9 protein-coding genes are annotated in these 16,423 nt (G+C 66.4%); 3 read left to right on the top strand and 6 right to left on the bottom strand.

The window, feature by feature from the left end; translation table 11 throughout:
- Nucleotides 1-26: 26 nt before the first annotated feature.
- Genes tssH through AC3D25_RS08085 form a run of 3 tightly spaced genes read left to right on the top strand, consistent with a single transcriptional unit; the run spans nt 27 to nt 4,915 of the window.
- Nucleotides 27-2,723: a type VI secretion system ATPase TssH gene (gene tssH, locus AC3D25_RS08095; protein WP_488887905.1), complete on the top strand. Its 2,697-nt coding sequence runs from the start codon at nt 27-29 to the stop codon at nt 2,721-2,723.
- A 34-nt stretch (nt 2,724-2,757) separates the two neighbouring features.
- Nucleotides 2,758-4,104, top strand: a complete 1,347-nt coding sequence (gene tagH / locus AC3D25_RS08090) for a type VI secretion system-associated FHA domain protein TagH (RefSeq protein ID WP_488887904.1) — start codon at nt 2,758-2,760, stop codon at nt 4,102-4,104.
- Between the two features lie 31 nt (nt 4,105-4,135).
- Nucleotides 4,136-4,915: a PP2C family protein-serine/threonine phosphatase gene (locus AC3D25_RS08085; RefSeq protein WP_488887903.1), complete on the top strand. Its 780-nt coding sequence runs from the start codon at nt 4,136-4,138 to the stop codon at nt 4,913-4,915.
- A 31-nt stretch (nt 4,916-4,946) separates the two neighbouring features.
- On the opposite strand, the gene tssC is transcribed toward AC3D25_RS08085, so the two are convergent.
- The 6 genes from tssC to AC3D25_RS08055 form a co-directional block, all read right to left on the bottom strand.
- Nucleotides 4,947-6,401, bottom strand: a complete 1,455-nt coding sequence (gene tssC, locus AC3D25_RS08080) for a type VI secretion system contractile sheath large subunit (protein ID WP_488889635.1) — start codon at nt 6,399-6,401, stop codon at nt 4,947-4,949.
- A 73-nt stretch (nt 6,402-6,474) separates the two neighbouring features.
- The gene (gene tssB, locus AC3D25_RS08075; protein WP_488887902.1) at nt 6,475-7,020 is read right to left on the bottom strand and encodes a type VI secretion system contractile sheath small subunit; all 546 of its coding nucleotides are present in this window, start codon (nt 7,018-7,020) and stop codon (nt 6,475-6,477) included.
- 97 nt (nt 7,021-7,117) lie between these two features.
- Nucleotides 7,118-8,173, bottom strand: a complete 1,056-nt coding sequence (locus tag AC3D25_RS08070) for a type VI secretion system protein TssA (protein WP_488887901.1) — start codon at nt 8,171-8,173, stop codon at nt 7,118-7,120.
- An 8-nt stretch (nt 8,174-8,181) separates the two neighbouring features.
- Nucleotides 8,182-12,222, bottom strand: a complete 4,041-nt coding sequence (locus tag AC3D25_RS08065) for a two-partner secretion domain-containing protein (protein WP_488887900.1) — start codon at nt 12,220-12,222, stop codon at nt 8,182-8,184.
- A 12-nt stretch (nt 12,223-12,234) separates the two neighbouring features.
- The gene (locus AC3D25_RS08060; RefSeq protein ID WP_488887899.1) at nt 12,235-13,971 is read right to left on the bottom strand and encodes a ShlB/FhaC/HecB family hemolysin secretion/activation protein; all 1,737 of its coding nucleotides are present in this window, start codon (nt 13,969-13,971) and stop codon (nt 12,235-12,237) included.
- A gap of 62 nt (nt 13,972-14,033) precedes the next feature.
- A complete protein-coding gene (locus tag AC3D25_RS08055) occupies nt 14,034-16,253 on the bottom strand; it encodes a CHAT domain-containing protein (RefSeq protein WP_488887898.1) in 2,220 nt (739 codons plus the stop codon).
- Nucleotides 16,254-16,423 lie beyond the last annotated feature (170 nt).

Raw genomic sequence — 16,423 nt, 5'->3', positions numbered from 1 at the left:
TAAACACTCGTCAAGGAGTATCGGCAATGGCGGAAATCAGTCGCGTTGCGCTCTTCGCCAAGCTCGATCCGCTCGGGTACAAGGCCGTCGAAAGCGCCGCCGTGTTCTGCAAGCTGCGCGGCAATCCTTATGTCGAACTCGAACACTGGCTCATGCAGATTCTCGAGTCGCCGAACTCGGACCTGCAACGGCTCGTCGTGCATTTCGAACTCGACGCCGCCGCGCTCGCACGCGACATGACGGCGGCGCTCGACCGCCTTCCGCGCGGCGCGACCTCCATCTCCGATATTTCGGAGCACGTCACGGATGCCATCGAGCGCGGCTGGGTCTACGGCACGCTGATGTTCGGCGCGAATCGCGTGCGAACCGGCCATCTGATGGTCGGCATGCTGAAGACGCCGCGCCTGCGCAATGTCGTATTGGCGATCTCGCGGCAATTCGAGCGCATCAAGCTCGACGATCTATCCGATCGCTTCGCGCAGATCGTTGCGGGTTCGTCGGAAGACGCGCAATTGGCCGAGCAAGCCGTGGCCGATTCAGCGGGACCGCCCGCGCCCGCCGCGATGGGCAAGCTCGAAGCGTTGAGCAAATACGCGACCGATCTCACCGAAAAAGCACGCAACGGCGAGACCGATCCCGTCAGCGGCCGCGATGAAGAGATCCGTCAGATCGTCGATATCCTGATGCGTCGGCGGCAGAACAATCCGCTCTTGACCGGCGAAGCGGGCGTCGGCAAAACCGCTGTGGTAGAAGGTTTCGCGCAGCGGCTCGTGCGCGGCGACGTGCCGCCGCCGCTGCAGGGTGTGTCGCTCTGGTCGCTCGACCTCGGGCTGCTGCAGGCGGGCGCGAGCATGAAGGGCGAGTTCGAGCAACGCTTGCGGCAGGTGGTCGAAGAAGTGCAAGCCAGCGCGCAGCCGATCATCCTGTTCATTGACGAAATTCATACGCTGATCGGCGCGGGCGGCGCAGCGGGAACGGGCGATGCAGCGAACCTGCTGAAGCCGGCGCTCGCACGCGGCAACCTGCGCACGATTGGCGCCACGACGTGGGCCGAATACAAGAAGTACATCGAGAAAGACCCCGCGCTCACGCGGCGTTTTCAGGTCGTGCAGGTGCAGGAGCCGGACGAACTCAAGGCCGTGCGGATGCTGCGCGGCGTGGCCGCCGTCCTGGAGACGCATCATCGCGTGCAGTTGCTCGATGAAGCGATCGAAGCTGCCGTGCGGCTCTCGCATCGCTATATTCCGGCGCGCCAGTTGCCCGACAAGGCGGTGAGTTTGCTCGATACCGCGTGTGCGCGCGTCGCCGTCAGCCAGCACGCAACGCCGCCGCAAGTGGACGATTGCCGACGCCGCATCGAGGCACTGGAGATCGAGGCGGGCATCGTCGCGCGCGAGGCGAGTATCGGTATCGAGACGGGTGAGCGCGAGACGCAGGTGGCGTCGGCGCTCGCCACCGAACACGCGGCGCTCGCGGCGCTGGAGGCGCGCTGGAACGAGGAAAAGGACGTGGTGGACGCGCTGCTCGCCGTGCGTGCGAGATTGCGCACGGCCGGCCATGCGGTGGACGATGCCGCCCCGGTTACCCTCGACGAAGACCTGCCCGCGGGCGAACAGCCCGAAAGCCGCGACGAACTGCTAGCCCGCCTCGCCACACTCGACGCGCGGCTATCAACGCTGCAAGGCGATGCCCCGCTGATCCTGCCGAGCGTCGATGCGGGCGTGGTGGCGTCGGTGGTCGCGGACTGGACCGGCATTCCAGTCGGGCGCATGGTGCGCAACGAGCTCGCCGCGATCCTGTATCTCGCGGAGACGCTCGACCGCCGCGTGATCGGCCAGCGTCACGCGCTGGAAATGATCGCGCGGCGCATCCAGACATCGCGCGCGCGGCTCGACAATCCGAACAAGCCCGTCGGCGTGTTCCTGCTCTGCGGCACATCGGGTGTCGGCAAGACCGAAACCGCGCTCGCGCTCGCCGAAGCGCTCTATGGCGGCGAGCAAAACGTCATCACCATCAACATGAGCGAGTTCCAGGAAGCCCACACCGTCTCGACGCTCAAAGGCGCGCCGCCCGGCTATGTCGGCTATGGCGAAGGCGGCATTCTCACCGAAGCCGTGCGACGTCGTCCGTATAGCGTCGTGTTGCTCGACGAAGTGGAGAAAGCGCATCCCGATGTGCACGAAATCTTCTTCCAGGTCTTCGACAAGGGCTGGATGGAAGACGGCGAAGGCCGTTATATCGACTTCAAGAACACGATCATTCTTCTGACCTCGAACGTCGGCTCGGACGTCATCATGCGCATGTGCGGCGACGCGGCGCATCGCGAACGCGCGCCCGAACCGGATGAACTCGCGCTCGCATTGCGCGCGCCGCTCCTCGACGTATTCCCCGCCGCGCTGCTCGGACGCGTCGTGACCGTGCCGTACTACCCGCTCTCGGACACGATGATGGCGAACATCGTGCGGCTGCAACTGGAGCGCATCCGCCGCCGTGTCGCGGATAACCATGGCATCCCGTTCGATTACGACGAAGCTGCGGTGGCGCTGATCGTCTCGCGCTGCACGGAGGCGGAATCGGGCGGCCGGGTGATCGATGCGTTGCTGACCAATACGGTCCTGCCGCGCATCTCCAACGAATATCTGACGCGGCTCACCGAAGGCAGCGCGCTCGCGCGTATCCGCTTGTTGGCGAGCGCGGGGGATTTCGACTATGCGTTCGAGTGAAGACCGCCTGCTTGGACACCACGGACATGAACCGATGCTGACCCTCACCGTGAGCCGCCACAACGGCGAGCTGCCCGAGCAGCCGCTGGCGGCGCAATTCGATGAAACGGGCGGCACGATCGGACGCGCCGAGACGAACCGGCTCGTGCTCGCCGACGCCGAGCGCACCGTGTCGCGCGTGCATGCGCAGATCGTGATGCGCGATGGCCGCTATGGGTTGATCGACCGTGGCAGCAATCCCGCGCTCGTCAATGGGCGTGCGCTCGAACCGGGCGAGGAAGTGCCGCTCGGCGATGGCGACGAAGTGCAGATCGGCGGGTATCAGTTGCGCGCGCAGATCGATGCTCGGGTGGCTGAGTCGCGCGCCGCACCGAGCGTGTCAGACGATCCGTTCGCCGATATCTTCGGCGCTGCGCCCGCCACGGCGTTCGACAACTTCCTGGTAGCGGATGGACAACCGAAGAAAGACGCCGATACCCTGCCCGCCGATTTCGACCTCGGCTTCAACGATCCCGCGCAGCATCGGACGATCGACGAGTTGTATGGCCTCGGTCCCGGCTCGGATACAGAAGCGCCCGATAACGCCGCGCGCCTCGGCGCATTCGACGAACCACTGAGCGCACCGAACACCGCGCAAGACGCCGATCCCTTCGCGAGCCTGACCGGAGAATCGCACGCGCAAGCGCCGCGCGCGCCCTACGCCGATCACAGTTCGGAACTGCATAGCGCGCTGCCGATGCAACGCGCGCGGCCAGAACCCGCCGAGCGTGTCGAACCCGAATCAACCGACGACGAAGCCTTGCGCCGCGCATTCCTCGAAGGCCTCGGCGCGGACGTCGGCAACTTCACACTGACGCCCGCGCGGATGCGTTTGATCGGCGCGTTGCTGCGCGAATCGACGCAAGGCACGCTCGACTTGCTGGCCGCGCGCGCCGCGACCAAGCGCGAGATGCGCGCGGACGCCACGCTGATCGTCGCGGAAGAAAACAATCCGCTCAAGTTCTCGCCGAACGTCGACACCGCGCTCGCGCATTTGCTGCGTCCGCCAGCACGCGGCTTCATGCCCGCCGAGACTGCGCTCGCAGATGCCTTCGACGATCTTCGCGCGCATCAGGTTGGCTTTGTCGCCGGGATGCGCGCGGCGCTCGACGGCGTGTTCGAACGCTTCGAACCCGCGCGGATCGAGACGCGTCTCACGCAGCATTCGCTGCTCGATACGCTGTTGCCGCAACTCAACCGGCGCGCGCGCTGCTGGGATCTGTTCACCGAACTCTACGGGCAGCTTGCGAGCGAAGCGGAAGACGATTTCCATACGCTCTTCGGCCGCGCGTTCGTCGCCGCCTACGAGGCGCAGATCGACCGTCTCAAGCGTCGCGCGTAAAGCGACTTCTTTCAATCACCGGATAGTCATCGTGGAATTCCACACGGCAAGCGTCAGCGACGCGGGCGGCCGTCGCCGCAATGAAGACGCCTTCGGCATCTGGCGTGGCGCGGGGCGGCTTGCGTGCGTCGTCGCGGATGGCGCGGGCGGCCACGGCGGCGGCGATGTGGCATCGCGCGTGGTTGTGGATACCGTGCTCGCGGAACTGTCGCGTATCGACGCGGGCGGCGTGCCGCTAAGCGGCCCGAATTTGCGACGTGTGCTGCTGCGGGCGAACGACGCCGTGGTCGATGCGCAGGAAGACGGCGGAGCGCTTGCGGATATGCGCTCGACCGTCGTGCTGCTCGCCATCGACGCGACGGCGGGACTCGCGACCTGGGCGCATTGCGGCGACACGCGGCTCTACTGTTTTCGCGGCGGCGCGACGCGCATCCAGACGCAGGATCACAGCGTGGTGCAGAGCATGCTCGATGCGAATTTGCTGCCGGAGCAGGACGTGCGGCATCATCCGCGCCGCAATGTACTTTTCTCGGCGCTGGGGACGACCGACGAACTGTCGATAGCAGCGCCCGATACGCCGTTCGAAATCGCCGATGGCGATGCGTTCCTGCTCTGCACGGATGGCTTCTGGGAATACGTGGATGAGGCCGCGATGATCGCCGCGATCGCGCAATCGGACTCGCCGGATCGATGGCTTGCGGCGCTGGCCGCTCGGTTGCGCGAAAGCGCGCGGCCCGGTCAGGATAATTTCACTGCGACCGCGTTGTGGTGCGGTCAACCTTCGCAAGTGACTATCCTGCGCGCGCCTTGAAGAAAGCGCGCGCAGTCGGCATCTACAGCGACTAACCCGCCGCCTTCGCCGAAGGCAAGCGCGACACGAGCCGCAGCGACACCGTCAGCCCTTCGAGCTGATAATGTGGCCGCAAGTAGAACTTCGACGTGTAGTAACCCGGCGCGCCCTCCACTTCCTCCACCTTCACTTCGGCGGCGGCAAGCGGCTTTTGCGCCTTCGTGTGCTCGGATGAATTGGCCGGATCGCCGTCCACGTATTGCGTGATCCAGCGGTTGAGCCAGCTCTCCATATCCGAGCGTTCCTTGAACGTGCCGATCTTGTCGCGCACGATGCACTTCAGGTAATGCGCGAAGCGGTTGCATGCGAACAGATACGGCAAACGCGCGGCAAGCGCGGCGTTCGAGGTCGCATCGGGGTCTTCGTATTCGAACGGCTTTTGCAGCGACTGCGCACCGATGAACGCAGCGAGATCCGAGTTCTTGCGATGGATCAGCGGCATGAAACCGTTCTTCGCGAGTTCGGCTTCGCGCCGGTCGGAGATCGCGATTTCGGTCGGACATTTCATATCGACGCCGCCGTCGTCGGTGGGAAAGCTGTGCACCGGCAGCCCTTCGACCAAGCCGCCCGCCTCCACGCCGCGAATCCGCGAGCACCATCCGTACAGCTTGAACGAGCGGTTGATATTGACCGCCATCGCGTAAGCCGCATTCGCCCACGAATACTTGCGATGATCCGCGAAGGCCGTGTCTTCCTCGAAATCGAACTCATCGACCGGTGCGGTCTTCTCGCCGTACGGCACGCGTGCAAGAAAACGCGGCATCGCGAGGCCGATGTAGCGCGCATCCTCCGACTCGCGCAACGAGCGCCACGCCGCGTACTCCGGCGTGCCGAAAATCTTGGTCAGGTCGCGCGGATTGCCGAGTTCCTGCCACGAGTCCATCTGCAGGAGGCTCGGGTCGGCGGCGGCGATGAACGGCGCGTGCGCGGAGGCCGCCACCTTCGACATCTCGCCGAGCAGTTCGACATCGGGCGGGCTCTGATTGAAGTAATAATCGCCGACGATCATGCCGTACGGCTGGCCGCCGAACTGCCCGTATTCCTCCTCGTAGACCTTTTTGAAGAGCGGGCTCTGATCCCACGCAATGCCCTTGTAGCGCTTGAGCGTCTTGCCGAGATCCTTCTTCGAAATGTTCATCACGCGAATCTTGAGCATCTCGTCGGTTTCGGTGTTGTTGATGAGGTAATGAAGCCCGCGCCAGGAACCTTCGAGCTTCTGGAAATCCGCGTGATGCATGATCTCGTTCACCTGGCTCGTGAGCTTCGCGTCGATCTCGCCGATCATGCTGTGGATCGTGCGGATCGCGTCGCCGGAAATGATCTGGGTCTGCGAGAGCGCGTGCTGCGCGAGCGTCTGCACGGCGGCTTGCACCGCGCTTTTCGCCTCGTCGCTTTTCGGGCGAAACTCGCGGTTCAGGAGCGCGCTGAGATCGCTGCCTTCGAGCATCGCGCCGGGGAGCGTTGCCGCCTCGGCCGCCTGGGTCGATGAAGTCGGGATGTCGGACATGGTCGTGTTCCTTTCAAGCAGTGGCGGGTGCAGCCGGATCGGATGCGGACGCGGCTGATTCGGCAGCAGCGGGCGGCGGCGCGCTCGCGAGCGTCTTGAGCAGCGACGGGTCGTCGAGCACGCGCGCGATCAGTTCTTCCGCGCCCGTCTTGCCGTCCATGAAGATGACGAGATTGGCGAGCTGCGTGCGCGCATCCAGCAGCTTCTTGAGCGCATCGACCTTGTTCGCGACCGCCGCCGGCGAGAAGTCGTCCATCGTGTCGAAGGTGATATCGACACTCAGGTTGCCTTCGTTCGTCAGCGTGTTCGGCACCTGAAACGCGACACGCGGTTTCATCGCCTTCATGCGGCTGTCGAAATTATCGATATCGATCTCCTGAAACTTGCGGTCGCCGACAGCCGGCAGCGGTTCTTCGGGCTTGCCCGAAAGATCCGCGAGCACGGCCACGACGAACGGCAACTGGATCTTCTTCTCACTGCCGTACAGCTCCACGTCGTATTCGATCTGCACGCGCGGTGCCCGGTTACGGGCGATGAACTTCTGACTGCTGGTTGCCATGACGCCTCCCTGCAAGCGATAGAAAAAGCCACGTAATTAAGACGAACGGCAGCGCGTCGATTGAAACGGCTGTCGTGGGTTGCCACGTTCGGCGGCATCAGGAAGGCCGCGTCCCCGCGATCAGATGAACCTGCGAAAGACCGTCGGGCGCGAGGTCTTCCATGATCTCCATGAAGTCCTTGCCCATCAGCGAGATCGCGCGGCGGATCAAAAGCGGCGCGGGATTCGCCGGCTCGGTGCGTTCGAGGAACGCGCACACCGCGTCGAGCAATGCGACGGCATCCGCGCGAGTCGCGGGCGCGGCGCCATGCGTGAACGTCACGGGTGGCGCCGCGGGCGACGTCGTAATAACAGGCGTTTCGGCACTCGCGATCGAAGCCGCCGACATGACCCCGCGACACATCACGAGCAGCGTTTGCGCGACGCTCATCATCGTCGCGATGCTTGGCGCGCGGTCCGCGCCGAAGCGCTCGCTCATGCGGTTGGCGAGCGCCTGGATCGCACCGGGCAGCGCGAAGGCTTCGTCGAGTGCGTGCGGGTCTTCGCGCAGCGCGTCCGCTAGCACGCCCTGTACGTGCTGCAGCGACACGGCCGTCTCGCCCTCGCCCACCGGCAGCTTGCCCTGCGCGATCAGGACGTCGCGCACGATGACGCGTTCGCCGCGCACGCGACAGACTTCGGCCAAGCGCAAGTCGTGGAGCAAGGTCGCGGGGCCCGCGAACGGTGTGTACGGATCGGCGAGCGCGGCCAGTGCGTTGATGCGCAGCGCGGGGTCGCCGGTCTCGGACGCATCTTCGTCGTCGTGGTCGAGCGCGGGATGCAGCGTGTCCCAGTAGTCGTCGAAGAGCGCAAGCAGCAGCCGCAGCCCCGCGTGAAACCCACCGACGCCCGCGAGATGCGACGCCGCGCGCATCACGCCGAGCGCCACGCGCAAGTCCTTCGAGCGCGCGAGCAATGCCGCGCCGCGCTCCATGATTTCACGCCACGGCGGTTCCTCGGCGGCGGTATCGAACTGGCGATCCTGCTTGCCGTTCACGAGCGCTTCGAACTCGCGGAACGAGGCGTCGTATTCGAGCGACAGGCCGCCCGGCGGCGCGTCGAGCGTGGGCGCGAGCAACGGCGCGATATCGATTTGGAAGGCGGAGGCGGACATGGCGGCGCTCAGAATTCGCTGCAAGCGTGCTGGCCGTTCACGACCAGACAGTTGTTCAGGTTCGGCCGCGAGCGCACGCGCTTCCATTCGGTCGCGAGCGTATCGGCGGGACCGTCCGACTGCACGGCGGCGAGGATCGGCTGGGTCGAGCCGACGCAAATATTGATGCCGCCGAGATTGCTCTCGTAGACAAAACTCTGCTCTTGCGCCGTGAAAAGCGGTTGCAGGCCGGTGCGGCTGAACACCGAAGGAATCGTCTCGACCTGGGCGATGGGCGGCTGCTGCGGCGGTGGCGGCTGATCCGGCGGCACGACGACGATCGTGGGATTGACCGCCGCGTTGACGGTCAGCGTGCCGTTCGCATTCACGACGTTGTAGCCGACCGGCGACGACAACCCGCTCACGATGCCGTAGGTCCCGGGCGGCGAGCTGATCGTGGCGACAGTCGAGAGGCCACCGGCGAGCGCGTCGGCGGCGGTATCGCCGTTGATGAGCCGCGCCGATGTGAACGTCAGCGGTGGATTCGCCGTGTTCGCGTCGCGCGTCTTGTTGTCGGCGGTGACGGTCACGGTCGGCCGCGCCACGTAGACGAAGCGGTTGCCCGCGCTCGGCACCGTGCCGCCCCAGCCGCAGCCGCCCGCGAACGCGCAGCCGTAGAAGTCGGGCCGCGCATTGCCCGGCGCAATGCCGCCGCGCGCCTCGCCCGTCCACGTCGATGCCCACACGCGCCAGCCGTTGCCCGCGGTCAAACGGCCGCTGCCCGCGTTGGTGAACACGCCCTCTTCCATGATGAGGTCGATCGCGCCGCCCGCCGTGAGGTTGGTCGTTGCGCTGCCGGTCGGCCCGTTACCTGCTGCCTTCAGCACGGTCGTGATGCCGCCGTTGTTCGCGCCATTGCCGGTGTTATCGACGACAGCCACGACCGGCGTGACCGGTGTGACCGGAAAGCCCGGCGCGGCGGGCACTGCGACCACCGGCGAGATCGCCTGAACGCTTCCGCCGCCGAGCTGGATGCCGCCCGTCAGTGCTTGTGCCCGGAAGTCGCCGGTCACGCTCGAATTGGTCGCGTCGAGGACGGTGAACTGATTGGCCGCCGCATCGAAAGTCGGCGCGACGACCGGGCCGATGATGAGCGCCCCCGCGTTCACATAATTGACGCCGCCCGCATTCGCCGCCGCGAGCACGTTCACGGTATTCGTGGGATCGGTGAGCGTGAACTGCGATGCACCGGCGAGCAGCAGCGCATTGGCGGTGATCGGCCCGCCGACCGCGATCGGCCCTGCCGAGTCGAGCGCGATCGTGTGTCCCGGCGCGCTGATCCCGGCGGGCAGGCTGATGCCCGCGCTGCCCGCGCCAGCGTTCGCGAGCGTGACGTTGCCCGCGAACGGCGTGTTCGTCGCGACGCTGATGAGGCCGGTGTGCGTGGCGCTGCCGAACACCATCGACTGGAAGCCGGTGAGTTGTGACAGTTCGGCGGCGGTCAGGCTCAAACCGGGCGCGGACTGGTTCAGGCCGATCGGCACGGTATCGGCGGTTTGCAGCGCGAAGGCCGGATTCGCGGGTGTCGCGAGCACGCTGCCCGGCACGACTGCAAGGCCGCCCGAGGACGACACCACCGCGCCCGGTTCGATCGAAAGACTCGACGCCGAGCCGCCGAATCCACCCGTACCTTCGACCACCGTATTGCCCGCGCGCAGCACGATATCGCCGGTGGCGCTAAGCACGCTCACCGCAGGCAGATTCACCGCGAGCGGCGTGTTGTCGGGGATGATGATCGTGCCGTTGAACGGCCCGGCGACCACGACGCCCGCGTCGCTCGTATCGGTCGAGCCTGCAATGGAGATCAGCCCCGAATTCGACGATACCGCCACGCCCGATCCGAGTTCGACGCCGTGATACTCGGGTTCGTTCTGCGTCGCGCCGCGCACGCTCGATACGTTGCCGCGAATGTCCACCGTGCCGGATTGCGTCGATAACGCCGTGTTGCGCGTGAGCAGCACGCCATCCACCGCAATGTCCTGCGGTCCATGCACGGCCGAGCCATAGATGCGCAGCGCGCCGCTGGTGGTCGTGAGGGTTGAGGGTTCGTTCGGCAAGCCGACCGGCGAGGTGGAGAAGACGCCTTCGCCCGCTTCGCCTAAAGCGACACCGCGCATGTCGAGCGCGCCCGCGCCCGTCGCGAAGTTGGACGCTGTCAGGAGCAACGCCGTGCCTTGCGTGGACGCGGCGCGCACCGTGAGGTCGCCGTCGCCGGCCGGGCCGCGCGTATCGATATTGGTGAAGTTGAATCTCACCGACGACCCGTCGAAGGTGCCGCCCGGCGCGGTCGCGCCGACCGTGACGCTGCCGCCGTTGGTCTGCACGAGGACCGGCGCCGCGCTCGACGTGCCGGTGAAACCGATCGATCCGGCGACACCGCCCGCTGCCACCGGGCCGTCGGTGAAAATGACGTTGAGCTTGCCCGCGCTGGAAATGATCGACGGTGGCGGCGACGCGATGCCCGCCGGCGTCGTGAACGGCGCGACCACGATGCCGGTATTCGCCGCGAACGTGAGCGTCGCGTCGCCGCCCAGCGTCTTCGCGATATGGCCGAACAGCGTGATCTGCCCGGTGCCGACGCCGGTCAGCGGTTGTGTCGCGACCGTGAACGACGTGCCGCCATTCAGCACGGTGTCGATGGTGCTCGTCAGGATTTGCGTGGTGGTGGTCGTAGTGGTGCTATCCACGATCTGCACGTCGGCCGGATCGAGCAGCCACAAGCCGGCGCGGCCCTTGGGCGCGCTCGCGGCGAGCGTCGCGCCGTTCGTATCGACGAACGCGCCCGACGTTTCCAGATAGCCGCCGTTGCCGCCGCTCGGGCCGCCGAACGCCGACAACGCGCCGTGGATACGCGCAGTGTCGGCGCCGTACACCACGATGCTGCCGCCGTCCCCGTTTTGCGTCGCGTCCGCGTGAATGGCCGCGCCCTGCTCCACGGTCACGTCGCGCGCGTTGGCGAGCGTGGCGTCCTTGCCGCCCACGCCGCCGCCCACGCGGACCGTGCCGCCGCCCGTGCCGCCGCTTGCATCGAGCGACGCACCGTTCGCAAGCGCCACCGTCTGTCCCGTCACGTCGATCCGCCCGCCGCTCATCGACGCGCTGCCGGTCGCGTCGAGCGTGCCGGAAACCTGCGTTATGCCGTTCGCGCCACCGTCGAGCACGATCCGGCCACCGCGCGTCTCGACGCTCTGCGCGCGCACGATCCCGCGCTGGTTGATGACCGTGCCCGCGAGCGCGTCGGCGCTTGCGGCCGTCATCAGCACCTGGCCGCCGTCGGCTTGCACGAGCCCCGCGTTATCGACGAGCGCCTGGGCCGCGCGGCCGTCCACCTTGATCATCGTCAAGCCGTCGCCCGCGAAATCGAGCGTCATGTCCGATCCCGCGCCGAACGCCACCGTCCCGAGCTTCGCGGCCACCGTGCCACTGTTGCTGACCTGCCCGCCGAGCAGCGCAATCGTGCCGTGCGGTCCCGCCTCGATGCTGCCTTCATTGACCACGCTCGCAATGGGCTGGCCCGCCGCCGCGGAGAAACGATACCTGCCCGCGAGGAAATCGCTATTGGAAATATTGAGCGTCGATGCCACCAGCGACCCTACGTTCACCGACGCACCGCGCGCGAACAACACGCCCGCCGGATTGACGAGAAACACCCGGCCGTTCGCGTTCAGCCGCCCGGCGATCAAGCTCGCGTTCGTGCCGGTCACGCGGTTGAGCATCACGGACTGCGCATTGGGCTGACTGATATTCACCGTCTCGTTCGCGCCGATCGAAAAGCCGCGCCAGTTGACGATCGCTTGCGACGTGGTCTGCCGCACGTTCATCGCGGGGCCATTGGGCGTCGCGACCGGCGGCGCGACCGACACCGAACCTTGCACGACGTTCGCGCCCGTTGGAAACGCACCCGCGCCCGGCGCGAATAGCGATGCGGCAATCGACGCGGCCAGCAGCGAAGGGACGAACGTGAAATCCGGCGTGCGTGCGCGGGACAACCGGCGTGACGATGAGTTCATGGTGAGGCTCCGTCAGAACGACTTCGACAGTTGCACGTAGAGGCGCGGCACTTTGTCGTCGCCGGTGGAATCGCGGCCCGTGGTGCGCCACGCGAGGCTCGCGTCGATCGTCACGCCTGCCGGACCGGTCCAGAAGAGACCAAGGCCCGCGCCGCTGCGCGTGACGGTGTTCGCGCCCTGTCCCGCGATCGGGCGCGCGTTGTAGCGGCCCACGCCGATATCGAAGAACACCGAAGCCGTGAGCGTCGGAAAAATCGCGTAGCGCAGCGAAGCCGTGCCGATCAACCCTTCATCGACCACAGCTTCATCCGGCGAATAGGCCCGCACCGCGCGCGGACCGCCGAGCGTGATGCGCGACGAACTGTCGAGGTTCTCGTTCGCCCATTGCCCCGACACGCCGACGAACACGCTCGCGCGTTCGGTGATCGCGTTCAGCCGGTTCGCCTGCATCGTCAGGCGCACGCTGTTGCCTTGCGTGTTGCGGCCGCCCGGGCCTTGATCGAGCGCGGATTCGAGCGCCGAATCGATACGCAGATGCGCGAGCGTGAGTTGCACTTCCGCGCTGTTGAAGCCGCCGCCGAACAGGTTGTCGCGGCCTTCGTAGGACAACCCGACGTTCGCGGCGAAGAGCTTCTGGTGATCGTCGGTGCCGGCGGTATCGATCCTGTCGGTGAGCGAACGGTATTCGAGCGAGCCGCGCAGCAGCAGATTTTGCCCGCGCGAACGGATCAGCGGCTGCGAGAGGGACGCCGTGATGACATCGGCGTAACCGTGTGCGTCGAGCGCCGAAAAATCCTGGCCGAGGTAGTAGTACAGATGCGAATACGCGATTCCCGCCCGCGTGCCGAGACTGTTGATCGGCGCGTCGTAACCGATGCGTCCGTAGAGCGTATCGGCCCGTTCGGCGGCGAGCAGGTTCACATCCAGGTTATCGCCGATCCCGAACGGCGAGTTCAGCCGCCCGACCATGCCGAGCCGCACGCGGCCGGCGGGCGCGGCGCCGTAGTTGTCGCCCGAGACCGCGAACTCCCAGCGGCGCGCGGCTTCCACGTTGACCGTCAGATCGACGGTGCCCGGCACGCTGCCCGCTTCTATCGACGACGTGACGCGCAAGCCCGGCAAGTCGGATAAGAGCAGCATCGTGCGTTCGAGATCGCGCTGGCGCAGCGGCTCGCCAGGGCGGATCGCCGCGAGCCGCGCGACCACCGCGCTTTCGCGGATCGGCGCGCCCGCCGCCACGTTCACGCGCACATGGCCGATCTTGCCTTCGAGCACAGTGAACGTGACGTCGCCGCTCGTCACGTCCTGCGGCGGGATCACCACCTGCGCGAGCGCATAACCGCGATCCCGATACGCTTCGGCAACGCGCGCGCCGATCGCGTTGAGATCGTCGAGCGACACCGTCTGCCCGATCTTGTCCGACACGAGCGGCAGCAGCAGCTCGGTCGGCACGGAGTCGTTGCCCGAAAAGTGGATGCTGTGCAGCACGAAGGTCTTGCCCGGCTGCGCGCTCGCGCCGGCCGCTTCGTTCGTCGAAGGCGCGGCGGGCTTCGGCAGCGTGCCGCCGCTTCCCGGCGATGGCGCTTCCGGTTTTGGCCGTGCCTGTTCGTTCAGCAGCGTGCCCGCATTCGGGGCCTGCTGCGCGAACGCGGCCGTGGCGCTCGCGCAGGCCAGCGTCATGGCGAGCACGTTCTGCGCGAGGCGAGGAACGCGCGGGCCGCCGGAGTGAGCTTTAGCATGAGGTGTCATGAGATGACTCGCGAGTCGCGGTGCGGGAGCGGCGAATGAGTGATCGTTAAGGGGAGGGACGTTCAGCGCGCCACCGAGAGCCGCCAGCTTCCCATCAGGTCGAACGGCGCCCAGTAGAACGGATGGGAAAAGCGGGGATCGGCGAGCACGGCGAGTTGCGCCTGGCGCAACGCGTCGATCGCTTCGTCGCCGCGCGTGAGATTGCCGTAGAAGGTGCGCATGGTGAGCGCGGTCGATTCATCGGAGACCGGCCACATCGAGACGATCAGCCCGGACGCGCCCGCATAGAAAAACGCGCGCGTGAAGCCCATGATTTCGTCGCCGCGTTCGATCCGGCCGAGCGCCGTCTCGCACGCCGACAGCGTGACGAGCGCCACGTTGTCGAACTTCAGGTTGTAGATGTCTTGAGCGAGCAGCGAGTCCGGGCCGTCGGCGGGTTGCGTCGCGGGCGCGAGCAGGATGCGCGAATGCAGCGGGTCGATGGTGTCCGCCTGCGCGTGCGTCGCGACGTGGACAATGCGGCCCGCAGGCGCGTTATCGCTGAACGCCGTGCGCGTCACCGCGCTTTGCAGAAAGGTCTCCTGCTTCGTGAAAAGCGGCGCGATGCCGCGCACTTCGGCTTCCGCGCCGGGCAGATCGAATTCGGGCGAAATACGCGGATTGCCGAACGCGACGAGATCGCTCTTCACGCGCTGCTGGCGCGCGACCAGTTGCACGGCCACGCCCGCAGACGGCGCGAGCGCCAGCGGATGCCGCTGGATCAGAAAGCCATCGCCATTGCGTAGCGCCTGAAACGGCATGTAGTGCAGCGCGCCGTTCGGCACGATGATGAGACGCTCATCCGCACGAAGCCCGAGCGGCGCGATCAGGAGCGCGTCGAGCTTCTCGCCGTAGGTGAGCGCGGTGGCGCGGCCATGAATGATCGCGTTGCGGAAATCGCTCACCGCAAGCGTCATGTCGCGCCGGGCGATCGGCAGGCTGCGTCCGTTCAGACCGTCCGCGCGCACCACCCACACGATCATCTGGTCAGGCAGCGAATGAAATTCGACGATCGCCTCGTTCGGACGCAACGCGTGACGCACGTCGTCGAGCGACAGCGTGCGGCCGTTGAGTTGCTGCGCGTTCACGCCCGCGTCGATCCGGTTGCGCACCACGTCGAGCAGCGCCCGGCCACGGCTGCGCTCGGACAGCGTCCACGCGAGTTCGAAGTCGTTATCGGCGACGACCAGCGCGATGGTTTCCTCGAACACGTTCTGCGTGTCGGAAAACAATCCGGTCTTGAACTCGTCGCTTCGAAAACGCGCGCGGATGGACTCGGAATCGTCGAGTGCCTGAAGCCACGCCGTGCGCGCGGCGGCGCGGTTGCCGAGCGCGAGATACGCACGGCCCATGCCTTCGTGCGCCCACAGATTGTCGTAGCTAGCGTCGCCCTGATCGGCCTTCGTCAGACTCGCGGAAAACGCATCGAGCGCGGCTTGCGGCTTCTTCTCGGCCAGCAGCAAGTTCCCTTCGATACGCCTGTAAAGCGGCGCGAGCAGCGTGCCTTGAATTGCAGATGCGCCCGCCTGCTCGAAGGTGGCGCGCGCGGCGGCGGGGTCGCCCGCTGCGATCTGCGCGTTCGTCATCGAGAGCAAAACCAGCGGGCGAAAGCGCGGCGAAGCCGTCTCCAGCGCGGCCTGATATTCGGCGATGGCCGCCGCCGGATCGCCGCGCCGCAAAGCGACGTCGCCCAGCACTTTGTGTGCGGGCGCGAGAACCTGAGCGGGATTTTTCGGCTGGCTCGCGAGCGCTTCGCGGGCATAGCGCGTGGCGTCGTCGAGATCGCCCGCGTAGCTGTAGGCGAGCGCGAGATCGCGCTTCGAGAGCGCGAGAAGATCGGCGTTGTCCGTGTGTTCCGCGACGAGCATCGCACGCGACGCCGCCTCGATACTTTCGCGGAAATCGCCCCGCTCCGCCGCCGCGACCGACATGCTGCAGTACGCGTAACCGTCGAGCTTGACCTTGTCGCGGCCGAGCAGCAAACGTCCTTCACTCGACAATGCGGGCAATGTTTCGGCATCGCGGGCACGCGCTTCGGCTCGTTGCGCGGCGGCGGTGATGTCGATATCGCCGGTGTGTGACGAAGCCGTAACAGGACTGGCAGCGAAGGCTTCGTGCGTGAAGAACGCGCCCGACGCGACGGCCAGGTCGATCACGGTGACGACGGTCACGGCGAGCTTGCGCAATGTTGTCTGCATGGTGGCGCGCACCACGCGGGCATCGAAACGAGCGAGCGGTTTCACGGCGATGAGATCCGTCAGGAGGGTGGATCGAACGATGCGCTGAGCCAACCTTGCTGCGTGTGACCTGGCGCGCCAATGTGCCGACTAGACGAACCATCATGCGGAATTTAAAAAGCGCGCCAGGCCGCTCGTCTGCCCCACAAGAGGCGCGCGAGAGGCTCGCGAAAGAC

The organism is Caballeronia sp. SL1002 (assembly GCF_057814995.1).
The sequence above is the reverse complement of the archived record's forward strand: the minus strand, read 5'-3'. Positions and strand labels throughout refer to the sequence as shown.

Excerpts from the sequence above, each read along its gene's own strand:
- tagH (WP_488887904.1), top strand. The coding sequence starts at position 2,758 with ATGCTGACCCTCACCGTGAGCCGCCACAACGGCGAGCTGCCCGAGCAG.
- AC3D25_RS08070 (WP_488887901.1), bottom strand. The coding sequence starts at position 8,173 with ATGTCCGCCTCCGCCTTCCAAATCGATATCGCGCCGTTGCTCGCGCCC.
- tssC (WP_488889635.1), bottom strand. The coding sequence starts at position 6,401 with ATGCTCGAAGGCAGCGATCTCAGCGCGCTCCTGAACCGCGAGTTTCGC.
- tssB (WP_488887902.1), bottom strand. The coding sequence starts at position 7,020 with ATGGCAACCAGCAGTCAGAAGTTCATCGCCCGTAACCGGGCACCGCGC.
- AC3D25_RS08060 (WP_488887899.1), bottom strand. The coding sequence starts at position 13,971 with ATGACACCTCATGCTAAAGCTCACTCCGGCGGCCCGCGCGTTCCTCGC.
- tssH (WP_488887905.1), top strand. The coding sequence starts at position 27 with ATGGCGGAAATCAGTCGCGTTGCGCTCTTCGCCAAGCTCGATCCGCTC.
- AC3D25_RS08065 (WP_488887900.1), bottom strand. The coding sequence starts at position 12,222 with ATGAACTCATCGTCACGCCGGTTGTCCCGCGCACGCACGCCGGATTTC.